Below are 21,850 nucleotides of genomic sequence, written 5' to 3'. Positions count from 1 at the left end.
CCAGCCGACCGCCTTGAGGTCGTTGGCCGCGACCAGCGGCGTGCTGGTCGCGCAGTTCCCCGCGCCCCTGGCGGGGCTTGCCTTGGCAGGGTGCCCGGCCGAGGCCACCTCAGCCGGTCCGGCGCTTGAGGACGAGCGCCCTCAAGGCGCGAACTGGGGTCTGGGGCGGAGCCCCAGGAGCATGCAACCGCCGCAAGGGAGTTGGTCAGGCCACCGCAACCCCGTACTCCCCCACCAACTCCCGCAACCCACCCCGATACCCCTTCCCACCCGCCACGAAGTCCCAGTCGCCCCCCGCCCGCCGCCGGAACGACCCGAGTACCAGCGCCGTCTCGCCGGGACGCCCGTCCGCAACGGGCAGCCGGTCCAGCTCCGCCCCCTCCGCGTCCCGCAGGCAGATCGCCGCATCCGTGAACCCCGCCAGATCCTGATCCGGATTCACCTCGGGATCGACCGCGGCCACCAGCACCAGCCGGTCGGCGCTCTCGGGCAGGCCGTCGAAGACCACCCGCACCGCCGCCCGGTCACCCCCCACGCCCGGCACCATGCGGACCGAACCCCCGGGGTTCTCCGGGTTGTTGAAGAACACGAAGTGCTCCTCGGCAAGAACCCGCGCCCCCCGGCACACCAGCGCGCACACGTCGAGCGCGACCGCCCCCGCCCACGTCATGCCGAGCACATTGAAACCATCGGCGCCCCCGGCGCCCCCGGCGCCCCCGGGCTCGGGCCCGGCCGACGCCGCCCGCTGAGCAGGAACGCCGGCCACACCCTCGGCCTCTCCGGCCGCCCCCAACCGCCCCCGCAACCCATGCTGATGCAGCAGATCCACCAGCTCCGCCCCCGACACCAACGTCAGCGGCTTGCCCTCGGCGAACCCGTACGATCCGGGCCCGAAGCCCGAAGTCGTCACCAGGACACCCTTGTTGGCGCCGGCCCCCTGCACGGTCCCGTACAGATCGCGCACCGCGGTCGGCGGCACCGTATTGCGGTAGCGCTTGACCTGGACGATGATCCGGCCGCCACTGATCGGGTCCGGGTCGAGCGCCTCGACGTCGACCCCGCCGTCGTTGGACCGCTGTGTGGTGAGCGCCTGCATCCCGCGCGCCCGGAACAGCTCGGCGACGAGCCCCTCGAACTCGATGGGATCCATGGTGAAGAGATCGGGCTCGCCGCCACCCCCGTGCGAGACGACCCCGGTGCCCACGTCGGCCGGCCTCCGCCCGGGACGTACGGCCGCACGCTGGTCGGGCCGCGCGGAGAGCTGCCCGCGCAACGCCTCCACCAGGCAGTCGACCGCGCTGACCTGCCCGAGGTTGAGCGGCGCGTACGCCTCGCGCTCCACGCTCACCGAGGCGAGGAAGATCTCGGCACGCCGCCCGGTCGCGGGGTCGACATCGTCGACGAAACCGTTGACGACAACGGACTCCAGCACCCCGAACTCATCGGCCGCGAACAGGACCCGAAGCACCAGCAGCACGCACTGCGCGAGCGCGTCCCGGTACAGCGCGCGCCGCTGCGTGACGGGCCGGGCCGTCTCCTTCTCACTATCCGAACTTGCCACATACCGTACGGACTTGGCCTCGGGCACGACCTCAAGGCCCGGCAGCTCCCAGTCCAGCACGAGCTGACGCGCACCCCGGTCGAAGGCGGCGGTCACCTGCCGCGGAAACCCCTCCGGCCAGGCGCCCGAGGCGTACAGCGCGGCCGAGAAGTAGTCCACCGCGGCACCCGGGTCGCCGGCCCGCAACGCGTCCACGAGCTGCGCGAGCCCCGCGTTGTGGGTACGCACCTCGGCGAGCCGCCCGGCCGCCCACGTGTCGTACTGTCCGCGATACTCGGCGAGTTGACGCACCCGCTGCGCCTCGGCGGCCTGCGCCGCCGCCCAGTCGTGCCGATACCTGGCCTGCGCCTCCTGCTGGGCCTGCGCCCGCCGTCCGGCGCCCCAGCCGCCCTGGGCCTGGTACTGCGCGGGGTCGGGCATCCGCACCGGCTGTGCGAGCTGCCCCGGCTCGAACGGCGCGACCTCCTCCGGCCGCGTCAGCGCCGCCACCCGAAACGGCGCGGCCCGACACCCCGCGGCCAACAGAGCACCCAGCGCGGCGACTTGGCTCTCCAACTCCTCCGTACGCAGCCGGGCATCCGCCTCCCGCCCCTGCCGGTACGCCGCCTGCTGCTCGCGCTGCGCCCGCGCGGCATCACGCTCGTACGCCCGCTGCTGACGCTGCTCCTGCACCACCGCCCGCTGCTGCGCCTCCCGCTGCCGCTGCTGCTGCCGCTGCGCCTCCGCCCACACCCCGGCCAGCCCACTGGAACGACGGCTCATGCCTCGCTGCCCCTCTCCCCCGGACCCCGGACCCCGGAAGAGCAAGCGCCCCGGGCGCCCCGCCTCACAAGAACGGTTGAAAGATCATAGCTCCGCCCGCGCCACCAAAGACGGCACCACCATCTGCGCACTGGCCCAACCACGCCGCCATTTCCCCAGTTCAAACAGGCCACAACGGGCTCCGACTCCCCCCACCCCGCCCCCCGTACCCTCAGGCGTTGCGGCTGGCGGGCGGCTTGAACGCGGCTGAATGAGACGGGGCACACCACGGGAGGCAGACCGTGTACACCTGGCGGGCCGTCTGATATCACGCCGTACGGCCCCAGGCCCTCGCGTCGCCTGCGGGACCGTCTTGAGACGCCCTGCTCTCGTGCAGCCCCTCAGTCGACAGTGCCGGGCTTCACCCGACGGAACGGCGCAGTGCGGGGCAGGTACGCAAGTTGCGCGATCATGACCAGGAAGCTCAGAAAGAACCACCAACCGTGACCGTTGCTTGTTCCGACCACGATTCCCCAGCCGAGGAAAAGGGCGACTTGAGCCCAATGCTTCCAAGTCCATGCCGGTTCGAGCCGGATCACGATCCCCTCCTGAGTCTGTTCGGGCACTGATTGTCACACCCAAGGTCGCCGAATGCGCCTTCATCCTGGGCCGGATCGAAGAGGCCGCCTGACCACCACCCAGCGCAAGCGCAACCCCAAGGGCTCGACCACCGGCCTCCGCGTCGTCCGGCTGCACGACGCCCGGAACGCACGATGCGCGACCTGCTGACCGCTGCCGGAGTCGCACCCCTCGTCGATGGAGATCCTCAGCCACTCACAAATCAGCCCGACCACCGACATCTCCACACACGCCGCCCAGGCCACCCAACGCGAGACCATCAGCCCCATGGACCGACTGCTCACTCGCCACCCGGTTCGGGACGAGCCATCCGGGAGCGAGCATCCGCATGATCACCCGTGTTGACGTCAGACATGCATGCCGAAGGCCCCCAGCCGTGATCGGCCAGGGGCCTCGCCCTGTGAGCCCCCTGTCGGGTTCGAACCGACGACCCCCGCTTTACAAGAGCGGTGCTCTGGCCAGCTGAGCTAAGGAGGCAACGCGTGAAGTGTAACCAACGCTCGCCAGGGTGGGGTCAGGGATTTTGGGGACGGGCCTCGGGGGCGGGAATTGCTGGGGCCGGGCTGCTGACAATGCGGACGTCGGCAGGTAGCGTCCTGACCCACGTCCACCCAGGTGGACTACACCACTTCTCCCTCTACTCGGATCGTCCGGCACGTTCCTGCCGGTGAAGGGACACATCAGTCATGGCCACTGTCACGTTCGACAAGGCGACCCGGGTCTACCCGGGCTCCACCAAGCCCGCGGTCGACGGGCTGGAGATCGCGATCGAGGACGGCGAGTTCCTCGTACTCGTCGGCCCCTCCGGCTGCGGAAAGTCCACCTCCCTGCGCATGCTCGCGGGCCTGGAGGACGTCAACGGCGGAGCGATCCGCATCGGTGAGCGTGACGTCACGCACCTGCCGCCCAAGGACCGGGACATCGCGATGGTGTTCCAGAACTACGCGCTGTACCCGCACATGACCGTCGCCGACAACATGGGCTTCGCCCTGAAGATCGCCGGCGTGAACAAGGCGGAGATCCGTAAGAAGGTGGAGGAGGCGGCCAAGATCCTCGACCTGAGCGAGTACCTCGACCGCAAGCCGAAGGCGCTCTCCGGCGGTCAGCGCCAGCGGGTGGCGATGGGGCGCGCCATCGTGCGTGAGCCGCAGGTCTTCCTCATGGACGAGCCGCTCTCCAACCTCGACGCCAAGCTGCGCGTCTCGACGCGTACGCAGATCGCCTCGCTCCAGCGCCGCCTCGGCATCACCACCGTGTACGTCACGCACGACCAGGTCGAGGCCATGACGATGGGCGACCGCGTCGCCGTACTCAAGGACGGTCTGCTCCAGCAGGTCGACTCGCCGCGCAACATGTACGACCGCCCGGCCAACCTGTTCGTCGCCGGCTTCATCGGCTCGCCCGCGATGAACCTGGTCGAGGTGCCGATCACCGACGGCGGCGTGAAGTTCGGCAACAGCGTGGTGCCGGTCAGCCGTGAGGCGCTCTCCGCGGCCGCCGACCGCGGTGACCGTACGGTCACCGTCGGCGTGCGCCCCGAGCACTTCGACATCGTCGAGCAGGGCGGCGCCGTCGCGAAGTCCCTCACCAAGGAGTCGGCCGAGGCCCCGGCCGGTCTCGCCGTCACCGTCAACGTCGTCGAGGAGCTCGGCGCCGACGGCTATGTGTACGGTTCCGCGGAGGTCGGCGGCGAGACGAAGGACCTCGTCGTCCGCGTCGACGGCCGCTCGGTGCCGGAGAAGGGCACACAGCTCCACGTCGTCCCGCGTCCGGGTGAGATCCACGTGTTCTCCACCTCCACGGGCGAGCGTCTTACAGACTGATCCCCGTACGCGGCCCCCACCAGGGGGTCTCCGGTTGTGGCGGCTCCGCACTCGCGTGCGGGGCCGCAGCCGTTTACCGGACGGCTCTCGACAAAGACCCCGGCACACCGGGCAATTCGAATCGCGTTCGTCAACACGGCATGCGAAAAACGACGCCGAACCGTCCCCCGACAGAGTGACTAAATGTCGCCAAATCATCACCCCCCGCTACGCTCGCCTCCGTGACGCACACAGCCCGCCGAATCGGCCGAACCCTCGCCCTCGTCCTGCCCGTCGTCCTCGTCCTCTCCGGGACCCTCGCGGTCACCCGGGTCAACTGGGCGGGCAGCAACGGATCGCAGATCCTCACCGCCTCTTCCGAGAACGTCTCCGTACGCGCCAAGTCCCGCGCCCCGCAGGACGTCCTGCGTGACGCGCTCCTCACCGAGCTCCAGGAGAAGGACCCCGGCACCGCGCTGACCCACCTCCAGCGCGAGGTCGAGCACCGCCCCTCGCTCGCCCAGCACTGCATGTCGATCGCCCGCGCGCTCGGCAGGGCCGCCGTGGAGCACTACGGGCCCGTGAAGGCCCAGACGTTCTCCCGTCCCGTCTGTGACACCTCCTTCGCCTCCGGCGTGGCCCAGGAGCGGTGACGTCCCGCTGCGGGGACGCCTATCGTTCACCGCATGACAGCGAGCACGACTGCGACATTCCCGACCCAGGCCGTGGTCCTGGCGGGCGGCCAGGGCTCACGACTCCGCCCGTACACCGACGACCGCCCCAAGCCGATGGTCGAGATCCCGGGGACCGGGGTCCCGATCATCGGCCATCAGCTTGCCTGGCTGGCCGCCGAGGGTGTCACTGACGCCGTCGTCTCCTGCGGGCACCTCGCCGACGTCCTGAAGGACTGGCTCGCGAAGGCCGAACTTCCGCTGCGCGTCACCACGGTCGTCGAGGACGAGCCGCTGGGCCGGGGCGGCGGCCTCAAGTACGCGGCGGCCTCGCTGCCCCACCCCGACCGGCCCTGGTACGCCACCAACGGCGACATCTGGACGCGGTTCTCGCTCCGCGAGATGGCCTCCTTCCACGGTGAGCGCGACGCGACCGCCACGCTGGCCCTGGCCCGGCCCCGCATTCCCTGGGGCGCCGTCGAGACCGACGCGTTCGGCCACATCACCGACTTCATCGAGTCGCCGCACTCGCCGTACCTCATCAACGCCGGTGTGTACGTGTTCTCCGCGGCCTTCACCGCGATGCTGCCGGACGTCGGCGACCATGAGCGCACGACGTTTCCCCGGCTCGCCCGCGAGCGGCGCCTCGCCGGGTTTCCGCTGCCGCACGGGGCGTACTGGCGGGCCATCGACACGGCGAAGGACCTCACGGAGGCGGCCAAGGAACTTGCCGCGCACCGGAGTTGAAGGTGCCGCTTCCCGCCCCGGGGCTCCGCCCCGGCCCCCGTTCGGCCTGAACGACCTCGTCCTCGAACGCCGGGCGGGCTGAGGTTGGCTCCCGTTATCCGGCACCGAGTAGTCAGGCGCGCGGGGAACTGCGCGAGACGCGGGCACGGTGTGCAGCCGAAGGCCGGGGCGGCTGGGGCTCTGCCCTAGACCCCGTTCGGGCCTGGACGGCCCTCGTCCTCAAGCGCCGGACCGGCTGGGGCGGGCCGCACGGGACACCGTGCCAAGCGGCAGCCCCGCCCAGGCGCGCGGGGAACTGCGCGAGACGCGGGCACGGTCCGCAGAGGAAAGCGGGTGCCCCAGCACGGTTCGCGGCCGGACGCCGGGCCCGGGACGCCGAAGGGGGCCGGAATGTTCCGGCCCCCTTCATCCGCTGCGCCGCAGGCGCGGTCGCGCTACCCCAGCAACCCCCCGATCGGGTTGCGGTTACCGTGACTGCCGCCACCCCCACCCGTACCGGTGCCCCCGGCGGAACCCGTGCCGCCCGAGGACGTCGGGCCCGCGCTCGTGGACGGCGGGGCCTTCGGGGTGGTGCGGTGGTGGGAGGGGGGCTGGCCGCCGGTGCCGGCGGAGTGGCTCGGCTGGCCGGTGGTGCCCGCCGTGACCGTCTGGTGGGCCTTCGGCTTCTTGGACGCCTTCGGGGAGGGGCTCGTTGACGTCTTGGCCTTCGGCGAGGGCTTGACGGCCTTCGGGGTCGTACGGGGGGCCAGCGCCGGGCCCGTCTCGCTCGGCAGCGGGGTGCCGGGGAGGTAGTTGGTCGGGTCGTCGTCGGGGCCGGGCACGGTCACCACCGTGGTGGAGCGGACCGCGCCGCCGAGGATCGCACCCGTCGTCAGGGTCAGGCCGACGACGACGGTCGTCATGACGAGGCCGCGGCGCAGCACCCGCCGTCGCAGTTCCCACAGTTCGGAGCGCGGGCCCAGCTTGCGCCACGCCTCGCCGGCGAGGCGGGCGTCGAGCGAGTACACCGGGGCGCCCGCGATGATCAGCGGGGACCAGGCGGCGAGGTAGATGATGTCGGGCGCGTCATTGGCGCGTACGGTCTGCCAGCTAACCGTGACGAGCAGGGCCGCCGACAGCAACGCGCCGAACACGGCGGCCACGCGCTGCCACAGGCCGAGCATCGTCAGTACGCCGACGACGACTTGGAGGAAGGCCACGGTGAGCCCCGCACCCACCGGGTGCGAGAGGGCGAAGTCGCGCAGGGGCTCGGCGAGCGCCCAAGGGTGCAGCGAATGCAGCCACTTGACCATCGAGCCGCGCTCGCCGCCGTCGAAGTACACGGGGTCGCACAGCTTGCCCATGCCGGCGTAGACGGAGATGAAACCGAGGAAGACGCGCAGCGGGAGCAGCACGACACCGAGGTTCATCCGGCGGCCCGGATAGTAGGCGTGCCGGACGGGGTCGGCGCCGCGCCGCCTGGCGGGCGAGCCGTCGTCCAGGTCGTCGCCGTCGAACTCGTCGTACTCCTCGAACTCGCCCTGCGCGGGCGGCTGTTCACCGTACGGCGTGCGCATCTGCGGGAGCAGCGCGGTCTCCGGTCCCGGGCCGGATCCGGGGATGAGCGGCGTCGGCATCGTGTCGTCGACGGAGACGCGCGGGATGGTCTGCGTGGCGCCGGTGTCGTAGCGATCGCCGCCGCCGGCGGAGGTGGCGCGGACCGCCTGAAGCAGTCCGCTCGCCCCCGGTGCCGACTTCCCGCTCCACACCACGGGCGCCCTGCGGCGCACCGCGGTGCTCGAAATGATGGGCTTCGGCAGCGACTTGGGTGCAAGCTGCACCCGGAAACTCGCGTGGTTGACGATGACCTGCGCGGGGTCGCAGTCCACCTTGGCCATGCTCAGGGCAGGCTGGTCGTCGAACCCGGGCCGGGGCGTTCTGGTGTCCACACTCATCTAACCGAGTGATGGGTGTTTAGGACACTGCTTGACGGGCCCGAATCTGTCCGAGACCCGTCAAGATCACCCAGGTCAGGCGCGTCGGCGGGCCGCCTCGTAGAGCACGATGCCCGCCGCGACACCGGCGTTGAGCGACTCGGCGCCACCCGGCATCGAGATCCGCACGCGATAGTCGCAGGTCTCGCCGACGAGGCGGCCAAGTCCCTTGCCCTCGCTGCCGATCACGATGACGACGGGCCCGGCGATCTGGTCGAGCTCCTCGACCGTGTGCTCACCGTCGGCGGCGAGGCCCACGATCGTGAGGCCTTCCTTCTTGTACGCCTCAAGGGCGCGCGTCAGGTTGGTGACGCGCGACACCGGCGTACGCGCCGCGGTGCCTGCCGACGACTTCCAGGCGCCCGCCGTCATGCCGGCCGCGCGCCGCTCGGGCACGACCACGCCGTGGCCGCCGAACGCGGAGGTCGAGCGGACGATCGCGCCGAGGTTGCGCGGGTCGGTCACCCCGTCGAGGGCGACGATCAGCGGGTCCTCGCCGTTGTCGTACGCCGCCGCGGTGAGGTCCTGCGGGTCCGCGTACTCGTACGGCGGGACCTGGAGGACGAGGCCCTGGTGGTTGAGGCCGTTGGTCATGCGGTCGAGCTCGGCGCGCGGGGCCTCCATCAGGTTGATGTTGCCGCGCTCACCGGCGAGCTGGAGCGCCTCGCGCACCCGCTCGTCGTTGTCGATGTACTGCTGGACGTAGAGCGTGGTCGCCGGCACGCCGTCGCGCAGCGCCTCGAAGACCGGGTTTCGGCCCACGACCATCTCCGACGCACCCTTGGCGCCGCCGCGCCGGGGCGCGGGGCGACGCGTGGCGGCCTGCTTGGCCTTGGCGGTCGCGATGCGGTTCTTCTTGTGCTTCTTGCGCGCCTCGGCGGGCGGCGTCGGGCCCCTGCCTTCCAGGCCCCGGCGTCGCTGGCCACCGCTGCCGACCGTCGCGCCCTTCTTGTTGGACGTGCGGCGGTTCCTGCGCTGGCTGTTCCCGGCCATGACCTACCTGTTTCTGTGGATCCGCGATCCACATGCACATGCAGATCGAGTACGTACGTATATGAAGTGTGCCGCCCGATCGGCCGGGCGGCACATCGCGAGCGCTAGCGCGGGCCGAGGGTCCAGCGGGGGCCGCTGGGGCTGTCCTCGATGACCAGGCCGGACTGGGTGAGCTGATCGCGGATCGCGTCCGCCGTCGCCCAGTCCTTACGGGCCCTGGCGGCCTCGCGCTGCTCCAGGACGAGGCGTACGAGCGTGTCGACGGCCCCGTGCAGGTCGTCGCCCCGGTCGCTCTCCTCGGCCCACTGCGGGTCGAACGGGTCGAGGCCGAGCACGCCGAGCATGGCGCGCACCTCCGCGAGGCGCTCGGTCGCCGCGTCCTTGTCGTCGGCGGCGAGCGCGCTGTTGCCCTGGCGGACGGTGGTGTGGATGATCGCCAGCGCCTGCGGGACCCCGAGGTCGTCGTCCATCGCCTCGGCGAAGGCCGGCGGGACCTCGGCGGCGGGCTCGACGGCGCCCCCCACCTTCTCGACGACCCGCTGCATGAACCCCTCGATCCGCGCGAACGCGGACTCGGCCTCACGCAGGGCGTCCTCGCTGTACTCGATCATCGAGCGGTAGTGGGGGGTGCCCAGGTAGTAGCGGAGCACGATGGGGCGCCACTGCTTGACCATCTCGGAGACGAGGACCGAGTTGCCGAGCGACTTCGACATCTTCTCGCCGGACATCGTCACCCAGGCGTTGTGCACCCAGTACGTGGCGAACGCGTCGCCGAAGGCCTGGGCCTGGGCGATCTCGTTCTCGTGGTGCGGGAAGATCAGGTCGATGCCGCCGCCGTGGATGTCGAAGGCGCTGCCCAGGTACTTGTGGGCCATCGCCGAGCACTCCAGGTGCCAGCCCGGCCGGCCTCGGCCCCACGGCGTCTCCCAGTCGGGCTCGCCCGGCTTGGACGCCTTCCACATCGCGAAGTCGCGCGAGTCGCGCTTGCCGGCGACGCCCTCGTCGGGCTGGCGCAGGTCGTCGACGTCCTGGTTGGAGAGCTGGAGATAGGCGGGGAAGGACCGCACGTCGAAGTAGACGCTGCCGTCCGCCTCGTAGGCGTGGCCGCGCTCGATCAGACCGCGCATCATCTCGATCATCTCGGTGATGTGCCCGGTCGCGCGCGGCTCGTAGGTGGGCGGCAGGCAGCCGAGCGCGGTGTAACCGTCGTTGAAGGCGCGCTCGTTGTCGTACCCGATCGACCACCACGGGCGGTTCTGCTCGGCCGCCCTGTTGATGATCTTGTCGTCGATGTCCGTGACGTTGCGGATGAACGTCACGTCGTAACCGCGGTACGCGAACCAGCGGCGCATCATGTCGAAGTTGAGGCCCGACCGGATGTGGCCGATGTGCGGAGCCGCCTGGACAGTGGCGCCACACAGGTAGATCGAGACACAACCCTGCGTGAGCGGGACGAAGTCACGAATCTGCCGGGCGCTGGTGTCGTACAGGCGAATGGTCACCCCACCAGGGTAGTGGCCCGGCAGGAGTGCCCCGCGACCCTTTCCGGGCCCCGAGGCACACAATTTGGCGACTGTTGGGTGTCAGGGCATCCCGACGATCTTCCGCGGGGTGATCCGGACGACCACCCGCTCGGCGTCATTTACCGAGTCCGGGTTGAATTCCCGGTATTTCTTGCCCGCGTACTTCATCGCCAGCTCGTCGATCAGTTCCTGGCCGCCCTCGGTGGTGAGCTCGGCGGTGCCGCGGATCTCGGCGTACTCGTACGGGGAGTCGAAGAGCTGGAGGAGGACGCTGACCCGCGGGTCGCGGCGCATGTTCTTCTCCTTGCGCCGGCCCACCGTCGTCGAGATCAGCACGTCGTTGCCGTCGCGCTTCACCCACACCGGGGACACCTGGGGGCTCCCGTCGGGCTGGATGGTGGCGATGTTGACGAAGTGCGGGGCGTCGAGCAGGTCCTTGAGCTTGTCGCTGAGTTCGGCGGACACGGCTGAATCCTTCCGGAGGGGGCGGAATGGCTGCCTCCTCTCCTACCCCACTCCGGTGCGGATCTATGGCAACCGGTACACCATCGCCGTGGCGATCGCCGCGAGCCCCTCGGCCCGGCCGGTCAGCCCGAGTCCGTCGGTGGTGGTGCCGGAGACCGCGACCGGCGCCCCGGCCGCCGCCGAGAGCGCCGTCTGCGCCTCGTCGCGCCGCTTGCCGATCTTCGGGCGTACGCCGATGACCTGCACCGCGATGTTCCCGATCTCGAAGCCCTCGGCGCGCACGATCCGCGCGGCCTCCCCGAGCAGCGCCACGCCCGAGGCGCCGGACCATTCGGGGCGGTCGGTGCCGAAGTGGGCCCCGAGGTCGCCGATGCCGGCCGCCGAGAAGATCGCGTCGCAGGCGGCGTGGGCGGCGACATCGCCGTCGGAGTGGCCGGCGAGGCCGAACTCCTCGCGCTCCCAGTGGACCCCCGCGCACCAGAGCGCGCGCCCGCGCTCGAAGGCGTGGACATCGGTGCCGATCCCGACGAGCGGGATCACGGGCGCGGCAGCGGGCCGCGCGGGGCCGGCGACGGCTTCCTCGGGCCCAGCGGAACTCTCGGAATGCTCAGAAGCCATCGTTGGCCCTCCGTCGTGCGAGTACGGCCTCGGCGAGGACGAGGTCCAGCGGCCGGGTCACCTTGAACGCCTCTTCGTGGCCGGGCACGACCACCACGGTCAGACCGAGCTGTTCGATCATGCTCGCGTCGTCGGTGACGTTGTCGGTGACGCTCTCGTGGGCCCGTACGAGCGTGTCGTGGTCGAAGCCCTGCGGCGTCTGCACCGCGCGCAGCCGGGCCCGTTCGGGGGTGGCGACGACCGGCTCGGGCGAGCCGTCGGCGCTCGGCTCGACCTGCTTGACGGTGTCGGTGAGCGGCAGCGCGGGCACCACGGCGGGAGCGCCGTCGCGTACCGCCTCGATCACCGCGTCGACGGTGTCGACCGGGACCAGCGGGCGGGCCGCGTCATGGACGAGTACGGCATCGAAGCCGGGCGGCAGCGCGTCGAGGCCGAGCTTCACCGACTCCTGGCGGCTCTCACCGCCGGGCACCACCAGGAAGTCCGTCCTCTCCGGCAGCGCGTGCTCGGCGAGGAGGTTCTTCACCTCGGTCGCGCCGTCGGGCGGGGCCACCACGACGACGAGCGAGACGGCGCGCGAGGCGGCCATCGCCCGGACGGCGTGGACGAGCATGGGAGTGCCGCTCAGCGTGCGCAGCGCCTTGGGGGCGCCCGGGCCGAGCCGCACGCCGCGTCCGGCCGCGGGAACCACCGCGGCCGTGCGGAAAGGGCGCGATTCGTCTGACAAGGTTTGTGTCCTCAAACGACGTGGGTATGGCCTGGGGGTACCCCCTGCTTCCGGAGCGGGGGAGCACCGGGCGTTCCGCTCTGACCTGCCCTTCCGTGACGACTGGTCAGACAGCCGCCCGGGGGCCCGGCGTCCGCGCGATGCGGGCGCTTCGGCAGGGATACGTACCCATGGGGACGGGTACGAGCCAGTACGGGTGCTTCGGCAAGGGATACGAACATGCCGCAGCGCCCGGCGACACAGCAGGGACTCTGCTGGTCAGCGGGCACCGCGGCAATGCCGGGCGCTCCGGGGCGGGCCCCGGAACTAGCGGCGTCAGGACGCGAGAACCTCGTCGAGAAGGGCCTCGGCCTTGTCTTCGTTGGTGTTTTCCGCGAGGGCCAGCTCGCTCACCAGGATCTGGCGCGCCTTGGCGAGCATGCGCTTCTCGCCCGCGGACAGGCCGCGCTCGCGCTCGCGCCGCCACAGGTCACGCACTACTTCGGCGACCTTGATGACATCGCCGGAGGCGAGCTTCTCAAGGTTCGCCTTGTAACGACGGGACCAGTTCGTGGGCTCCTCCGCGTACGGCGCGCGCAGCACCTCGAAGACCCGGTCCAGCCCGTCCTGACCAACTACATCGCGAACGCCGACGAACTCCGCATTGTCCGCGGGCACGCGCACAGTCAAGTCGCCCTGGGCGACCTTGAGCACCAAGTAGGTCTTGTCCACGCCTTTGATCTGGCGAGTTTCGATAGCCTCGATCAGCGCGGCCCCGTGATGGGGATAGACCACGGTGTCGCCAACCTTGAACGTCATGTGACAGGTACCCCTTCCGTGGCTATCCAGGGTAACACGGAAACGGCTTCTTCTGAATGGCGTTTTCGCAGGTCAGGGCATATCTCGGGGCTTGACAACAGCATCACGAACGTGCTGCGGAGGGCTTCCGCGAGGCGGTATTCGCAGGTCGGAGCAGCTGCGAAGGAGCTGCGAAACGCCTGCGTTCCGCACCCCGGATCGGGGTCCCAGGAGGCCGAACGTCCCGGTTTGCCGGGTTCCGGACGGTGAACTTCGTCTACTCCGTTCGGCGCTCGTTCACCCGTTCGGCCGCCTGCCATTCATTCCGGAATTGATCAACGAACGGCCCCGCGTGCGCACTCGCGCGGATTTTCGGTAAGGAATGTGTGGCGGGCCCGGGAAGGGCCGGGAAATTGATCATCCGGCCTATGGGAACGGTCCCCGAAAGAGGGAGCGGGAGCCATGATCCACCCGAGTTCGCCGGGCCGGTCGTCCGTAGGGGCGGGTCGGGTGCGGGCCGCGTGGGACGGCTCGGTAATCTAGGCCCGCTGACACACCCTTAGCCGGCTCTCAGGCATGCGGCCGCGGCTGACCCGTAGCCCGTCCGCAGTCCGCCCGAAGTCCGCTCGCAGTGCGTCCGAAGTCCGTCCGAAGTCCGTCTCGTACGTCCAAGGAGTTGCCGCCGCCGTGAGCCGCAGCCTTCGACGCGGCGCCATCGCCGCTTCTGCCATCGCGTTCTCGCTCGCTTCCCTCTCCGCATGCGCGGCGGGCAACAACGCCCAGACGCTCGGGGTGAAGAACGACAACGCCTACGCCACCGTCGGCGACATCAAGGTCCAGAACGCGACGGTCGTCACCCAGCCGAAGCCCGACGCCGAAGGCCCTGCCGTCGTCGCCGCGACGCTGTTCAACAACGGCGCCGACCCGCAGACCCTGGACTCCGTCCAGGTAGGCAGCGCGACGGTCAAGCTCTCCCCCGCCAAGGGCACGGGTGCGATCACCGTCCCCGGCCACGGCTCGGTCGTGCTCGGCGGCAAGGGCAACGCCTCCGCGGTCGTCGACAACGGCCGCGAGGCCGCCAAGAACGGCGACTCGCAGAAGGTCACCTTCCAGTTCAGCAAGGCCGGCGCGGTGAGCCTGGGCGCCTACGTGGTCCCGGCCACCAGCTACTTCGAGGGCGTCGGCCCCAGCGAGCTGCCGAAGCCGAAGGAGACCCCCTCCGGCGAGCCCACGGGCAAGGCCTCCGGCTCCCCCACGGGCTCCCCGTCCGGCGCGGCCACGCCGAACACCCCGGGCAACGCCGGCAACAGCGGCAAGCCCGCCGGCGCCGGCTCGGCGTCCCACAGCGCGACGACCGGCCACTGACACGGTCCGCTGTCACCGACACGGCCCGCCTTCACTGACACGGTCCGGCTGTCACCGACGTGACGCGAAGGGCGCCCCACCGGCTGGTGGGGCGCCCTTGGCGCGTTCGGGAACTCTCGGGGCACGCAGCCCACGCGATTTACGGCTCGAACTTGTAGCCGAGGCCGCGGACCGTCACCAGATAGCGCGGCGCGCCCGGGTCCGGCTCGATCTTGGCGCGCAACCGCTTCACGTGGACGTCGAGGGTCTTGGTGTCGCCCACGTAGTCCGCGCCCCACACCCGGTCGATGAGCTGCATACGGGTCAGCACGCGCCCCGCGTTGCGCAGCAGCATCTCCAGGAGGTCGAACTCCTTGAGCGGCAGGTCGACCTTGGCGCCCGAGACGGTGACCACGTGGCGGTCGACGTCCATGCGGACCAGGCCCGCCTCCAGGGCGGCCGGGGTGACCTCCTCCGGCTCGCCGCGGCGACGCAGCACGGCGCGGATGCGGGCGACCAGCTCACGCGAGGAGAACGGCTTGGTGACGTAGTCGTCGGCCCCTATCTCCAGGCCCACGACCTTGTCGATCTCGCTGTCCTTGGCGGTCACCATGATGACCGGCACGTTGGAGCGGCCGCGCAGCTGACGGCAGACCTCGGTGCCGGGCAGACCCGGCAGCATCAGGTCGAGCAGCACGAGGTCGGCGCCGTTGCGCTCGAACTCGTCGAGGCCGTCGGGTCCGGTGGCCGCCACCGCGACCTCGAAGCCCTCCTTGCGGAGCATGTAGGACAGGGCGTCGCTGAAGGATTCCTCATCCTCGACGACGAGCACTCGGGTCACGGAAGGACCTCCGGGGCAGGAACTATGGCGGGGGAACGGGGCACAGCGGAACTGAAGGTCTCGTACGGGACGTCGTCGTCCTCGTCGACCGTGACCGGGCCGCGCGCGGAAGCGCGGTCCCGAACGGCGCCGGCTTCCGGCAGCCGCAGGGTGAAGGTGGAGCCCTGTCCCTCGGAGCTCCACACCGTGACCTCCCCGCCGTGCGAGGCGGCCACGTGTTTGACGATGGCGAGGCCGAGGCCCGTACCGCCGGTGGCGCGGGAGCGCGCCGGGTCGACCCGGTAGAACCGCTCGAAGACCCGCTCGCGGTCCTTCTCGGAGATCCCTATGCCCTGGTCGGTCACGGCGATCTCGACGAGATCGCCGCCCGGCGCGGCGATGCGCCGCCCGGCGATGCCGACCCGGGTCCTGGCCGGCGAGTAGTTCACGGCGTTCTCGACGAGGTTGCCGAGCGCCGCCGCGAGCTGGCCGCGGTTGCCCCACACGTACAGGTCGGCGGTGCCGCCCGCGGCCATGGTGATCTGCTTGGTGGAGGCGGGGTGGCGGGACCGGTCCATCGCCTCGGCGACGAGCTCGTCGACGCGGACCGGCTCGGCGTCCTCAAGGGGGTCGTCGTTCTGGACCCGGGAGAGGTCGATGAGCTCCTGGACCAGGTTGGTGAGCCGGGTCGCCTCGATCTGCATCCGGCCGGCGAAGCGGGTGACCGCCTCGGGGTCGTCCGAGGCGTCCATGACGGCCTCGGAGAGCAGGGAGAGCGCGCCCGTCGGCGTCTTGAGCTCATGGCTGACGTTGGCCACGAAGTCACGCCGTACGGCCTCGATGCGGCGGGCCTCCGTAAGGTCCTCCACCAGGAGCAGGACGAGACGGGAGCCGAGCGGCGCCACCCGGGCGGAGACCGCGAGGGCCTCGCCCCGGCCGGTGCCGCGCCGGGGCAGATCGAGCTCGACCTGCCGTATCTCGCCGTCGCGCCGGGTGTCGCGCGCCATGTGCAGCATGGGCTCCACGGCCAGCTTGCCGCCCCTGACCAGGCCCAGCGCGTACGCCGCCGAGCTGGCCTTGACCACCGAGTCGCTCTCGTCGAGGACGACCGCGGACGAACGCAGTACCGACAGGACGGTGTCCACGCCCGGGGGCAGCACGGCGTCGGTGTGCAGCGACGACCTGGTGGGCCGTGCCTGGTCCCGCTCACTCCAGCGGAACGCCAGCATGGCGATCACGCCGGTGCACACGCCGGCGATCGCTGCCAATGCGGCGACCGCCGCGTTCACGTCCATGCGTCCAGGTTATGCGGCCGCACCGACACTCTCCCAGCCAAAAGAGGGCCGTCTCGAACGTTCGTCGCCCAGAGTTCACCGAGGTGACGGGGATGGTTCACTTCCCGTGGCCGAACCGGACGCGTGCGGGACGGAACGTGGGAGCGTGGGGGTCACAGCCGCCCCCGGCCCCCGGAGACCGTTGAGAGAGGGACACCCATGCGTGACGCGTACCACGAGGAACTTGACTCGATCGGCGAGGGCCTGGTCGAGATGGCCCGGCTCGTCGGGTCGGCGATCGGGCGCGCCACCACGGCCATGCTCGACGCAGACCTGAAGCTCGCCGAGAACGTGATCGCCGCCGACCAGAAGGTCGACAACCTCCAGCACGACCTGGAGGCCCGCGCGATAGCCCTGCTCGCCCGTCAGCAGCCGGTCGCCACCGACCTGCGCATCGTCGTCACCTCGCTGCGTATGAGCGCCGACCTGGAGCGCGCCGGCGACCTCGCCCAGCACGTCGCCAAGCTGACCCGGCTGCGCTACCCGGAGCGCGCCGTACCGAACGACCTGCACGCCACCATCCTGGAGATGGGCCAGCTCGCCCAGCGCCTGATGGCGAAGGCCGCCGAGGTCATCATCACCAAGGACGTCGACCTGGCCCTCCAACTGGAGCAGGACGACGACGAGATGGACCTGCTGCACCGCACGCTCTTCCAGCACCTGATGGACGACCGCTGGAAGCACGGCATCGAGACGGCCGTCGACGTGACCCTGCTCGGCCGCTACTACGAGCGGTACGCGGACCACGCCGTGTCGGTCGCCAAGCGCGTCGTCTACCTCGTCACCGGCGAACACGCCGACGAACTCCAGGCACCGGCACAGACCGAAGGGGCCTGAGCCCGAGGGGGCTTGAGCCCGAGGGGGCTTCAGCCCGAGGGGGCCTGAGCCGGCGGGGACGGCGCGGGCGTACGGGTCGGGTGGTACGGCGCTCCAACATCCTTGCGCACATGCGCCGTTGACGCGCCCGCCGGAGTGGGAATGCAATGGGCGAAGGCTCATTGTTCTGCCTACCCCGGGAGGGACCCATGGCCGATTCACCCGCGACCGAACCACGGCAGGACGTACCCGTCACACCCGTCGAAGTGACCCGGCTGCCGCTGGTCGGCGCCTGCGGCTGCGGTTCGGGCTGCGGCTGCGGCTGCCAGTCGGGCGCGCCCTGCCAGTGCGGCGGCTGCTCCTGCTGACCCCGCCACCGAGCTGAACCCGGCACGTGAGGGGCCCCGCCGCAGCGGCGGGGCCCCTCTGCGTCACCCGGGCAAGTGCCGTGCTGAACCAGCTACTTGACGATGCCGGAGCGGCACGAGCCCTCTGCGTCACCCAGGTGGGCGCCCAGCTGAACCGGTCACTTGACGGTGACGGTGACCGTCGCCGAGATGCCGTTGTCCGCCTTGATGCGGAGATCCTGCTTGCCCTTGTCATTGAGCTTGGCGTCGAAGGAGTAGCTGCTGCCCTGCTTGACGACGGTGCCGGCCTGCAGGGTCGTCCACTTACTGCCCTTCTTGTGCTGGAGCACCAGCTTGCTGCCTATGGGCATGCCCTTGGTGCGTCCCGAGAACGTCACCTTGTCGCCGGCCTTCACCGTGGTCTGCGAGACCTTCACGGTGAGGGAGCCGGCCGCCTTGGACGCGGACGGAGTCGGCTTGGGACTCGCGGCCGCCGAGGCGAACGTACCGGCGCCTCCGGCGACCAGCAGGGCGGCGGACAGAACACCGGCCGCGGAGAGGCGGGCACAGCGGCTGAGCAGGGTGGCTTTCACGTTGAACTCCCGTCGTGGCGAACCCCCCGGGGTCGAGGTGCGGTACGCCGGGACGAGACGGAAGGGTTGCTCGCCACGGACGACACGCGCCTTCGAGGCTATGCACAGGACCCCGGGACGGCCACCGGAGCGCGGGCGCACGACTACGGCGAGTAATGCAGGACCCCCCGACTGCTGCGGAGCCACGGTCGGGGGGCGAGACGGTCGGGAGCGTCGGCCGGGCGCCCCCGGCCGGGGAACGCCGGCCGGGGAACGCCGGCCGGGGCGACGGTGGAGCCTGAGGAAAAGCCGTCCTCCTGCCCTACGTCCTTCTGCCCTATTTCTTCTTGCCCTGGTTCTTCACGGCCTCGATCGCCGCGGCGGCCGCGTCCGGGTCGAGGTAGGTGCCGCCCGGCTTGACGGGCTTGAAGTCGGCGTCGAGCTCGTACACCAGCGGGATGCCGGTCGGGATGTTCAGGCCCGCGATGTCGGCGTCGGAGATGCCGTCGAGGTGCTTGACCAGGGCGCGCAGCGAGTTGCCGTGGGCCGCGACCAGGACGGTCTTGCCGTCGAGCAGGTCCGGGACGATGCCGTCGTACCAGTACGGCAGCATGCGCGTGACGACGTCCTTGAGGCACTCGGTCTGCGGGCGCAGCTCGGGCGGGATCGTCGCGTAGCGGGCGTCGTCGCTCTGCGAGAACTCCGTGCCGTCCTCAAGGGCGGGCGGCGGGGTGTCGTACGAGCGGCGCCACAGCATGAACTGCTCCTCGCCGAACTCGGCGAGCGTCTGCGCCTTGTCCTTGCCCTGGAGCGCGCCGTAGTGCCGCTCGTTCAGGCGCCAGCTGCGGTGCACCGGGATCCAGTGGCGGTCCGCGGACTCCAGCGCGAGCTGGGCGGTGCGGATGGCGCGCTTCTGGAGGGAGGTGTGCAGCACGTCGGGGAGCAGGCCGGCGTCCTTGAGCAGCTCCCCGCCGCGCGCCGCCTCCTTCTCGCCCTTCGGCGTGAGGTTGACGTCCACCCACCCGGTGAACAGGTTCTTCTCGTTCCACTCGCTCTCGCCGTGGCGGAGCAGGATCAGCTTGTACGGTGCGTCGGCCATGCGTCCGAGCCTAATCGACGTTACGGGGCCGTCGCGCGCGCGGGGACCAAGGTCCCGGGGGCGTCTCGATTGACGGACGCCGTCAATTCGGTGGCCCCCGAAACCGGGCCACTTGTAACGTGCGGACATCAGCTGCGCCACTTACGGCAGCACCACGCCGAGCGCCACGCCGAGCGGCAAGTTCCGGGGGAAACCGCATGTCCGTAGCCAGTCTGAGAATCGCCGCACGGGAAACCGTCTCCGGGCTGCCCCGGGCCTTCTGGTGGCTGTGGACGAGCACGCTGATCAACCGGCTCGGTGCCTTCGTCGCCACGTTTCTGGCGCTCTACCTCACCCTCGACCGGGGCTACTCGGCCTCGTACGCGGGACTTGTGGCCTCCCTGCACGGGCTCGGCGGCGTCGTGTCGTCCATCGGCGCGGGCATCATGACCGACCGGCTCGGCCGCCGCCCCACCCTCGTCATCGCGCAGACCTCGACCGCGTTCGCCGTGGCGCTGCTCGGTTTCATGACCGACCCGGTCGCGATCGCAGGCGTCGCCTTCCTCGTCGGCATGGCGAGCAACGCGTCGCGACCGGCGGTGCAGGCGATGATGGCGGACATCGTGAAGCCCGAGGACCGCGTTCGCGCGTTCTCCCTCAACTACTGGGCGATCAACCTGGGTTTCGCGGTCTCGTCGATGGCGGCGGGCTTCATCGCGCAGTACAGCTACCTGGCCGGCTTCCTCGGCGAGGCGGCCCTGACGCTGGTGTGCGCGGTCGTGGTCTTCCTCAAGCTGCCGGAGTCGCGCCCCGAGCGCACGGCCGCGCAGAAGGTGGCGGAGCCGGAGATCGGTATCGGTACGGTCCTGAAGGACGGCCGCTTCATGGGAGTGGTCGGCCTGTCCTTCCTCATCTCCCTTATTTTCCAGCAGGGTTACGTGGGCCTGCCGGTCGCGATGGGCACGGACGGGTTCTCCAGCGCGGACTTCGGCTTCGCGATCGCGGTCAACGGCATCCTGATCGTGGCGGTACAGATCCCGGTCACCCGCTACACCCAGCACCGCGACCCGCGCCGTCTGCTGATCGTCTCGGCGCTGCTCGCCGGGTACGGGTTCGGCCTGACGGCGTTCGCGGGTTCGGTGGCGGTGTACGCCCTGACGATCTGCGTCTGGACCTTGGCCGAGATCGTGAACGCGCCGACCCAGACCGGCCTGATCGTCCGCCTCTCCCCCGTCCATGGCCGCGGCCGCTACCAGGGCGTGTACACGATGTCCTGGTCGGTGGCGGCGCTGGTCGCCCCGCTGATGTCGGGTTACGTCATCGACCACTTCGGCGCGGAGTGGCTGTGGGGCGCGTGCGCGGTGCTGGGGACAGGGACGGCGGTGGGGTACTGGGCGTTGATGCGGGGGTTGCCTGCCGAGCCCACGCCGAAGCCCGCGCCGGGGACCACACCGAGGGCCACACCGGGGACCGCGACCGACGTAGGTCAAGCACCGGGGCGGGTGGAGGCAGCCGCCCGACCGGAGCTCGCCGAGCCCCGCACGGGCTCCACGGTCTGACCCGGCCGGCGGAGCGCTCGGGCCCAGAGAGGGGTGCGCGGGTCCGGGGCGGAGCCCCGAAAGGGGCGCGGGGGACGAAGTCCCCGCGGGGGTCTGGGGCGCAGCCCCAAGGAGCCGGGCCGCCCAACCCCGCGCAACGGGCGGCCGGGTGGGCAAACCCCCCGGGGTCTGGGGCGCAGCCCCAGGAGCCGCACCACAAGTGGCCGTACGGGCCGGCAAAGCCCGCGCGCTCAGCCCCGCCCCGCCTCCCCCGTCAGGTGCTCGAACGCCGCAAGGTTCACCGTGGACTCCCCCCGCGACACCCGCCACGCGTACTCCCGCCGGATGGCCGACGCGAACCCCATCTCCAGCAGCGTGTTGAAGGAGCCGTCCGCTTCCTCCAGGACGACCCCGAGCAGCCGGTCGAGCTCATCCGGGGTGACCGAGGAGAGCGGGAGTTTGCCCGCGAGGTAGACGTCGCCGAGCCTGTCGACCGCGTAACTCACGCCGTACAGACGGAGGTTGCGCTCAAGGAGCCAACGGTGGACGGCCGGCTCGTTCTCGTCGGGGTGGCGTACCACGAACGCATTCACGGAGAGGGAGTGCCGCCCGACCCGCAGCGAGCAGGTCGTGGAGAGTTTGCGGGTGCCCGGCAGCGTCACCACGTACGCGCCGGGTTCCGGGGACTCCCACGAGAGCTCCGCGTCCTTGAGGGCCGCTTCGATGACCTGCCGCACGTCAGCCATGCCGCGAGCCTACGCGAC

At 70.8% G+C, this 21,850-nt stretch carries 21 protein-coding genes and 1 tRNA gene; 7 read left to right on the top strand and 15 right to left on the bottom strand.

All coding sequences use genetic code 11. The features are described 5' to 3' along the window. Positions 1-205: 205 nt before the first annotated feature. The 3 genes from AB0D31_RS26485 to AB0D31_RS26475 form a co-directional block, all read right to left on the bottom strand. Positions 206-2,323, bottom strand: coding sequence for a restriction endonuclease (locus AB0D31_RS26485; protein WP_362727657.1), 2,118 nt, complete (start codon positions 2,321-2,323; stop codon positions 206-208). Positions 2,324-2,703: 380 nt separating this feature from the next. Next, complete coding sequence (locus tag AB0D31_RS26480) at positions 2,704-2,901, bottom strand: hypothetical protein (protein ID WP_362727655.1); 198 nt, start codon at positions 2,899-2,901, stop codon at positions 2,704-2,706. Positions 2,902-3,344: 443 nt separating this feature from the next. Beyond that, positions 3,345-3,418: transfer RNA gene (locus AB0D31_RS26475), tRNA-Thr, on the bottom strand. 209 nt (positions 3,419-3,627) lie between these two features. Here AB0D31_RS26475 and ugpC point away from each other — a divergent pair. The 3 genes from ugpC (at position 3,628) to AB0D31_RS26460 (ending at position 6,161) form a co-directional block, all read left to right on the top strand. Beyond that, complete coding sequence (gene ugpC, locus AB0D31_RS26470; RefSeq protein WP_362727653.1) at positions 3,628-4,764, top strand: sn-glycerol-3-phosphate ABC transporter ATP-binding protein UgpC; 1,137 nt, start codon at positions 3,628-3,630, stop codon at positions 4,762-4,764. A 221-nt stretch (positions 4,765-4,985) separates the two neighbouring features. Then, positions 4,986-5,396: a hypothetical protein gene (locus tag AB0D31_RS26465; RefSeq protein WP_328311430.1), complete on the top strand. Its 411-nt coding sequence runs from the start codon at positions 4,986-4,988 to the stop codon at positions 5,394-5,396. Between the two features lie 33 nt (positions 5,397-5,429). Further along, a complete protein-coding gene (locus AB0D31_RS26460) occupies positions 5,430-6,161 on the top strand; it encodes a nucleotidyltransferase family protein (RefSeq protein WP_362727651.1) in 732 nt (243 codons plus the stop codon). Between the two features lie 434 nt (positions 6,162-6,595). On the opposite strand, the gene AB0D31_RS26455 is transcribed toward AB0D31_RS26460, so the two are convergent. The 7 genes from AB0D31_RS26455 to AB0D31_RS26425 form a co-directional block, all read right to left on the bottom strand. After that, positions 6,596-8,095 carry a DoxX family membrane protein gene (locus tag AB0D31_RS26455; protein ID WP_362727649.1) on the bottom strand — a complete coding sequence of 500 codons (1,500 nt, stop codon included), beginning with the start codon at positions 8,093-8,095 and terminating at the stop codon, positions 6,596-6,598. 75 nt (positions 8,096-8,170) lie between these two features. Continuing rightward, positions 8,171-9,127, bottom strand: a complete 957-nt coding sequence (gene rlmB / locus AB0D31_RS26450) for a 23S rRNA (guanosine(2251)-2'-O)-methyltransferase RlmB (RefSeq protein ID WP_362727647.1) — start codon at positions 9,125-9,127, stop codon at positions 8,171-8,173. A 104-nt stretch (positions 9,128-9,231) separates the two neighbouring features. Beyond that, positions 9,232-10,629: a cysteine--tRNA ligase gene (cysS, locus tag AB0D31_RS26445; protein ID WP_362727646.1), complete on the bottom strand. Its 1,398-nt coding sequence runs from the start codon at positions 10,627-10,629 to the stop codon at positions 9,232-9,234. Positions 10,630-10,710: 81 nt separating this feature from the next. Beyond that, entirely contained in the window at positions 10,711-11,115 is a 405-nt protein-coding gene (locus tag AB0D31_RS26440) for a PPOX class F420-dependent oxidoreductase (RefSeq protein WP_362727644.1), read from the bottom strand. Positions 11,116-11,178: 63 nt separating this feature from the next. Next, on the bottom strand, positions 11,179-11,733 hold the full coding sequence (gene ispF, locus AB0D31_RS26435) for a 2-C-methyl-D-erythritol 2,4-cyclodiphosphate synthase (protein WP_362727642.1): 555 nt from the start codon (positions 11,731-11,733) through the stop codon (positions 11,179-11,181). Further along, positions 11,723-12,460 (bottom strand): 2-C-methyl-D-erythritol 4-phosphate cytidylyltransferase, encoded by a 738-nt coding sequence (gene ispD / locus AB0D31_RS26430; protein ID WP_362727640.1) that lies wholly within the window; start codon positions 12,458-12,460, stop codon positions 11,723-11,725. Before ispD ends, ispF begins: the two co-directional genes overlap by 11 nt. Before the next feature lie 315 nt (positions 12,461-12,775). Further along, complete coding sequence (locus AB0D31_RS26425; RefSeq protein ID WP_003953493.1) at positions 12,776-13,258, bottom strand: CarD family transcriptional regulator; 483 nt, start codon at positions 13,256-13,258, stop codon at positions 12,776-12,778. Between the two features lie 666 nt (positions 13,259-13,924). On the opposite strand from AB0D31_RS26425, the gene AB0D31_RS26420 reads away from it, so the two are divergent. After that, complete coding sequence (locus AB0D31_RS26420; protein ID WP_362727638.1) at positions 13,925-14,602, top strand: DUF461 domain-containing protein; 678 nt, start codon at positions 13,925-13,927, stop codon at positions 14,600-14,602. Between the two features lie 139 nt (positions 14,603-14,741). Here the strand turns inward: AB0D31_RS26420 and AB0D31_RS26415 are convergent, their stop codons facing one another. Together AB0D31_RS26415 and AB0D31_RS26410 are read right to left on the bottom strand one after the other, a co-directional pair. Beyond that, entirely contained in the window at positions 14,742-15,422 is a 681-nt protein-coding gene (locus tag AB0D31_RS26415) for a response regulator transcription factor (protein WP_267058550.1), read from the bottom strand. Continuing rightward, entirely contained in the window at positions 15,419-16,696 is a 1,278-nt protein-coding gene (locus tag AB0D31_RS26410; RefSeq protein ID WP_362727636.1) for an ATP-binding protein, read from the bottom strand. The genes AB0D31_RS26415 and AB0D31_RS26410 overlap by 4 nt, the downstream gene beginning before the upstream one ends. A gap of 198 nt (positions 16,697-16,894) precedes the next feature. Here AB0D31_RS26410 and phoU point away from each other — a divergent pair, with 198 nt between their 5' ends. Together phoU and AB0D31_RS26400 are read left to right on the top strand one after the other, a co-directional pair. Beyond that, positions 16,895-17,572: a phosphate signaling complex protein PhoU gene (phoU, locus tag AB0D31_RS26405; protein ID WP_362727634.1), complete on the top strand. Its 678-nt coding sequence runs from the start codon at positions 16,895-16,897 to the stop codon at positions 17,570-17,572. Between the two features lie 188 nt (positions 17,573-17,760). Further along, positions 17,761-17,919 (top strand): hypothetical protein, encoded by a 159-nt coding sequence (locus AB0D31_RS26400; protein WP_267058547.1) that lies wholly within the window; start codon positions 17,761-17,763, stop codon positions 17,917-17,919. Positions 17,920-18,077: 158 nt separating this feature from the next. Here AB0D31_RS26400 and AB0D31_RS26395 read toward each other — a convergent pair whose 3' ends face one another. Beyond that, positions 18,078-18,491, bottom strand: coding sequence for a hypothetical protein (locus tag AB0D31_RS26395; RefSeq protein WP_362727632.1), 414 nt, complete (start codon positions 18,489-18,491; stop codon positions 18,078-18,080). Between the two features lie 316 nt (positions 18,492-18,807). Further along, a complete protein-coding gene (locus AB0D31_RS26390; RefSeq protein ID WP_362727630.1) occupies positions 18,808-19,569 on the bottom strand; it encodes a phosphoglyceromutase in 762 nt (253 codons plus the stop codon). 197 nt (positions 19,570-19,766) lie between these two features. Here AB0D31_RS26390 and AB0D31_RS26385 point away from each other — a divergent pair, with 197 nt between their 5' ends. Continuing rightward, positions 19,767-21,107, top strand: a complete 1,341-nt coding sequence (locus tag AB0D31_RS26385; RefSeq protein ID WP_362727628.1) for an MFS transporter — start codon at positions 19,767-19,769, stop codon at positions 21,105-21,107. A gap of 230 nt (positions 21,108-21,337) precedes the next feature. Here AB0D31_RS26385 and AB0D31_RS26380 read toward each other — a convergent pair whose 3' ends face one another. Continuing rightward, complete coding sequence (locus AB0D31_RS26380; protein ID WP_362727626.1) at positions 21,338-21,832, bottom strand: YbjN domain-containing protein; 495 nt, start codon at positions 21,830-21,832, stop codon at positions 21,338-21,340. Between the last annotated feature and the right edge of the window lie 18 nt (positions 21,833-21,850).

The sequence above is a fragment of the Streptomyces sp. NPDC048361 genome, from assembly GCF_040651795.1.
GTDB lineage: Bacteria > Actinomycetota > Actinomycetes > Streptomycetales > Streptomycetaceae > Streptomyces.
The sequence above is the reverse complement of the archived record's forward strand: the minus strand, read 5'-3'. Positions and strand labels throughout refer to the sequence as shown.

What these genes read in the sequence shown, in the direction of transcription:
- ugpC (WP_362727653.1), top strand. Translation starts at nt 3,628, where the DNA reads ATGGCCACTGTCACGTTCGACAAGGCGACCCGGGTCTACCCGGGCTCC.
- rlmB (WP_362727647.1), bottom strand. Translation starts at nt 9,127, where the DNA reads ATGGCCGGGAACAGCCAGCGCAGGAACCGCCGCACGTCCAACAAGAAG.
- phoU (WP_362727634.1), top strand. Translation starts at nt 16,895, where the DNA reads ATGCGTGACGCGTACCACGAGGAACTTGACTCGATCGGCGAGGGCCTG.
- AB0D31_RS26380 (WP_362727626.1), bottom strand. Translation starts at nt 21,832, where the DNA reads ATGGCTGACGTGCGGCAGGTCATCGAAGCGGCCCTCAAGGACGCGGAG.
- AB0D31_RS26390 (WP_362727630.1), bottom strand. Translation starts at nt 19,569, where the DNA reads ATGGCCGACGCACCGTACAAGCTGATCCTGCTCCGCCACGGCGAGAGC.
- ispF (WP_362727642.1), bottom strand. Translation starts at nt 11,733, where the DNA reads ATGGCTTCTGAGCATTCCGAGAGTTCCGCTGGGCCCGAGGAAGCCGTC.
- AB0D31_RS26400 (WP_267058547.1), top strand. Translation starts at nt 17,761, where the DNA reads ATGGCCGATTCACCCGCGACCGAACCACGGCAGGACGTACCCGTCACA.
- AB0D31_RS26385 (WP_362727628.1), top strand. Translation starts at nt 19,767, where the DNA reads ATGTCCGTAGCCAGTCTGAGAATCGCCGCACGGGAAACCGTCTCCGGG.
- AB0D31_RS26485 (WP_362727657.1), bottom strand. Translation starts at nt 2,323, where the DNA reads ATGAGCCGTCGTTCCAGTGGGCTGGCCGGGGTGTGGGCGGAGGCGCAG.
- AB0D31_RS26410 (WP_362727636.1), bottom strand. Translation starts at nt 16,696, where the DNA reads ATGGACGTGAACGCGGCGGTCGCCGCATTGGCAGCGATCGCCGGCGTG.
- AB0D31_RS26455 (WP_362727649.1), bottom strand. Translation starts at nt 8,095, where the DNA reads ATGAGTGTGGACACCAGAACGCCCCGGCCCGGGTTCGACGACCAGCCT.
- AB0D31_RS26460 (WP_362727651.1), top strand. Translation starts at nt 5,430, where the DNA reads ATGACAGCGAGCACGACTGCGACATTCCCGACCCAGGCCGTGGTCCTG.
- AB0D31_RS26425 (WP_003953493.1), bottom strand. Translation starts at nt 13,258, where the DNA reads ATGACGTTCAAGGTTGGCGACACCGTGGTCTATCCCCATCACGGGGCC.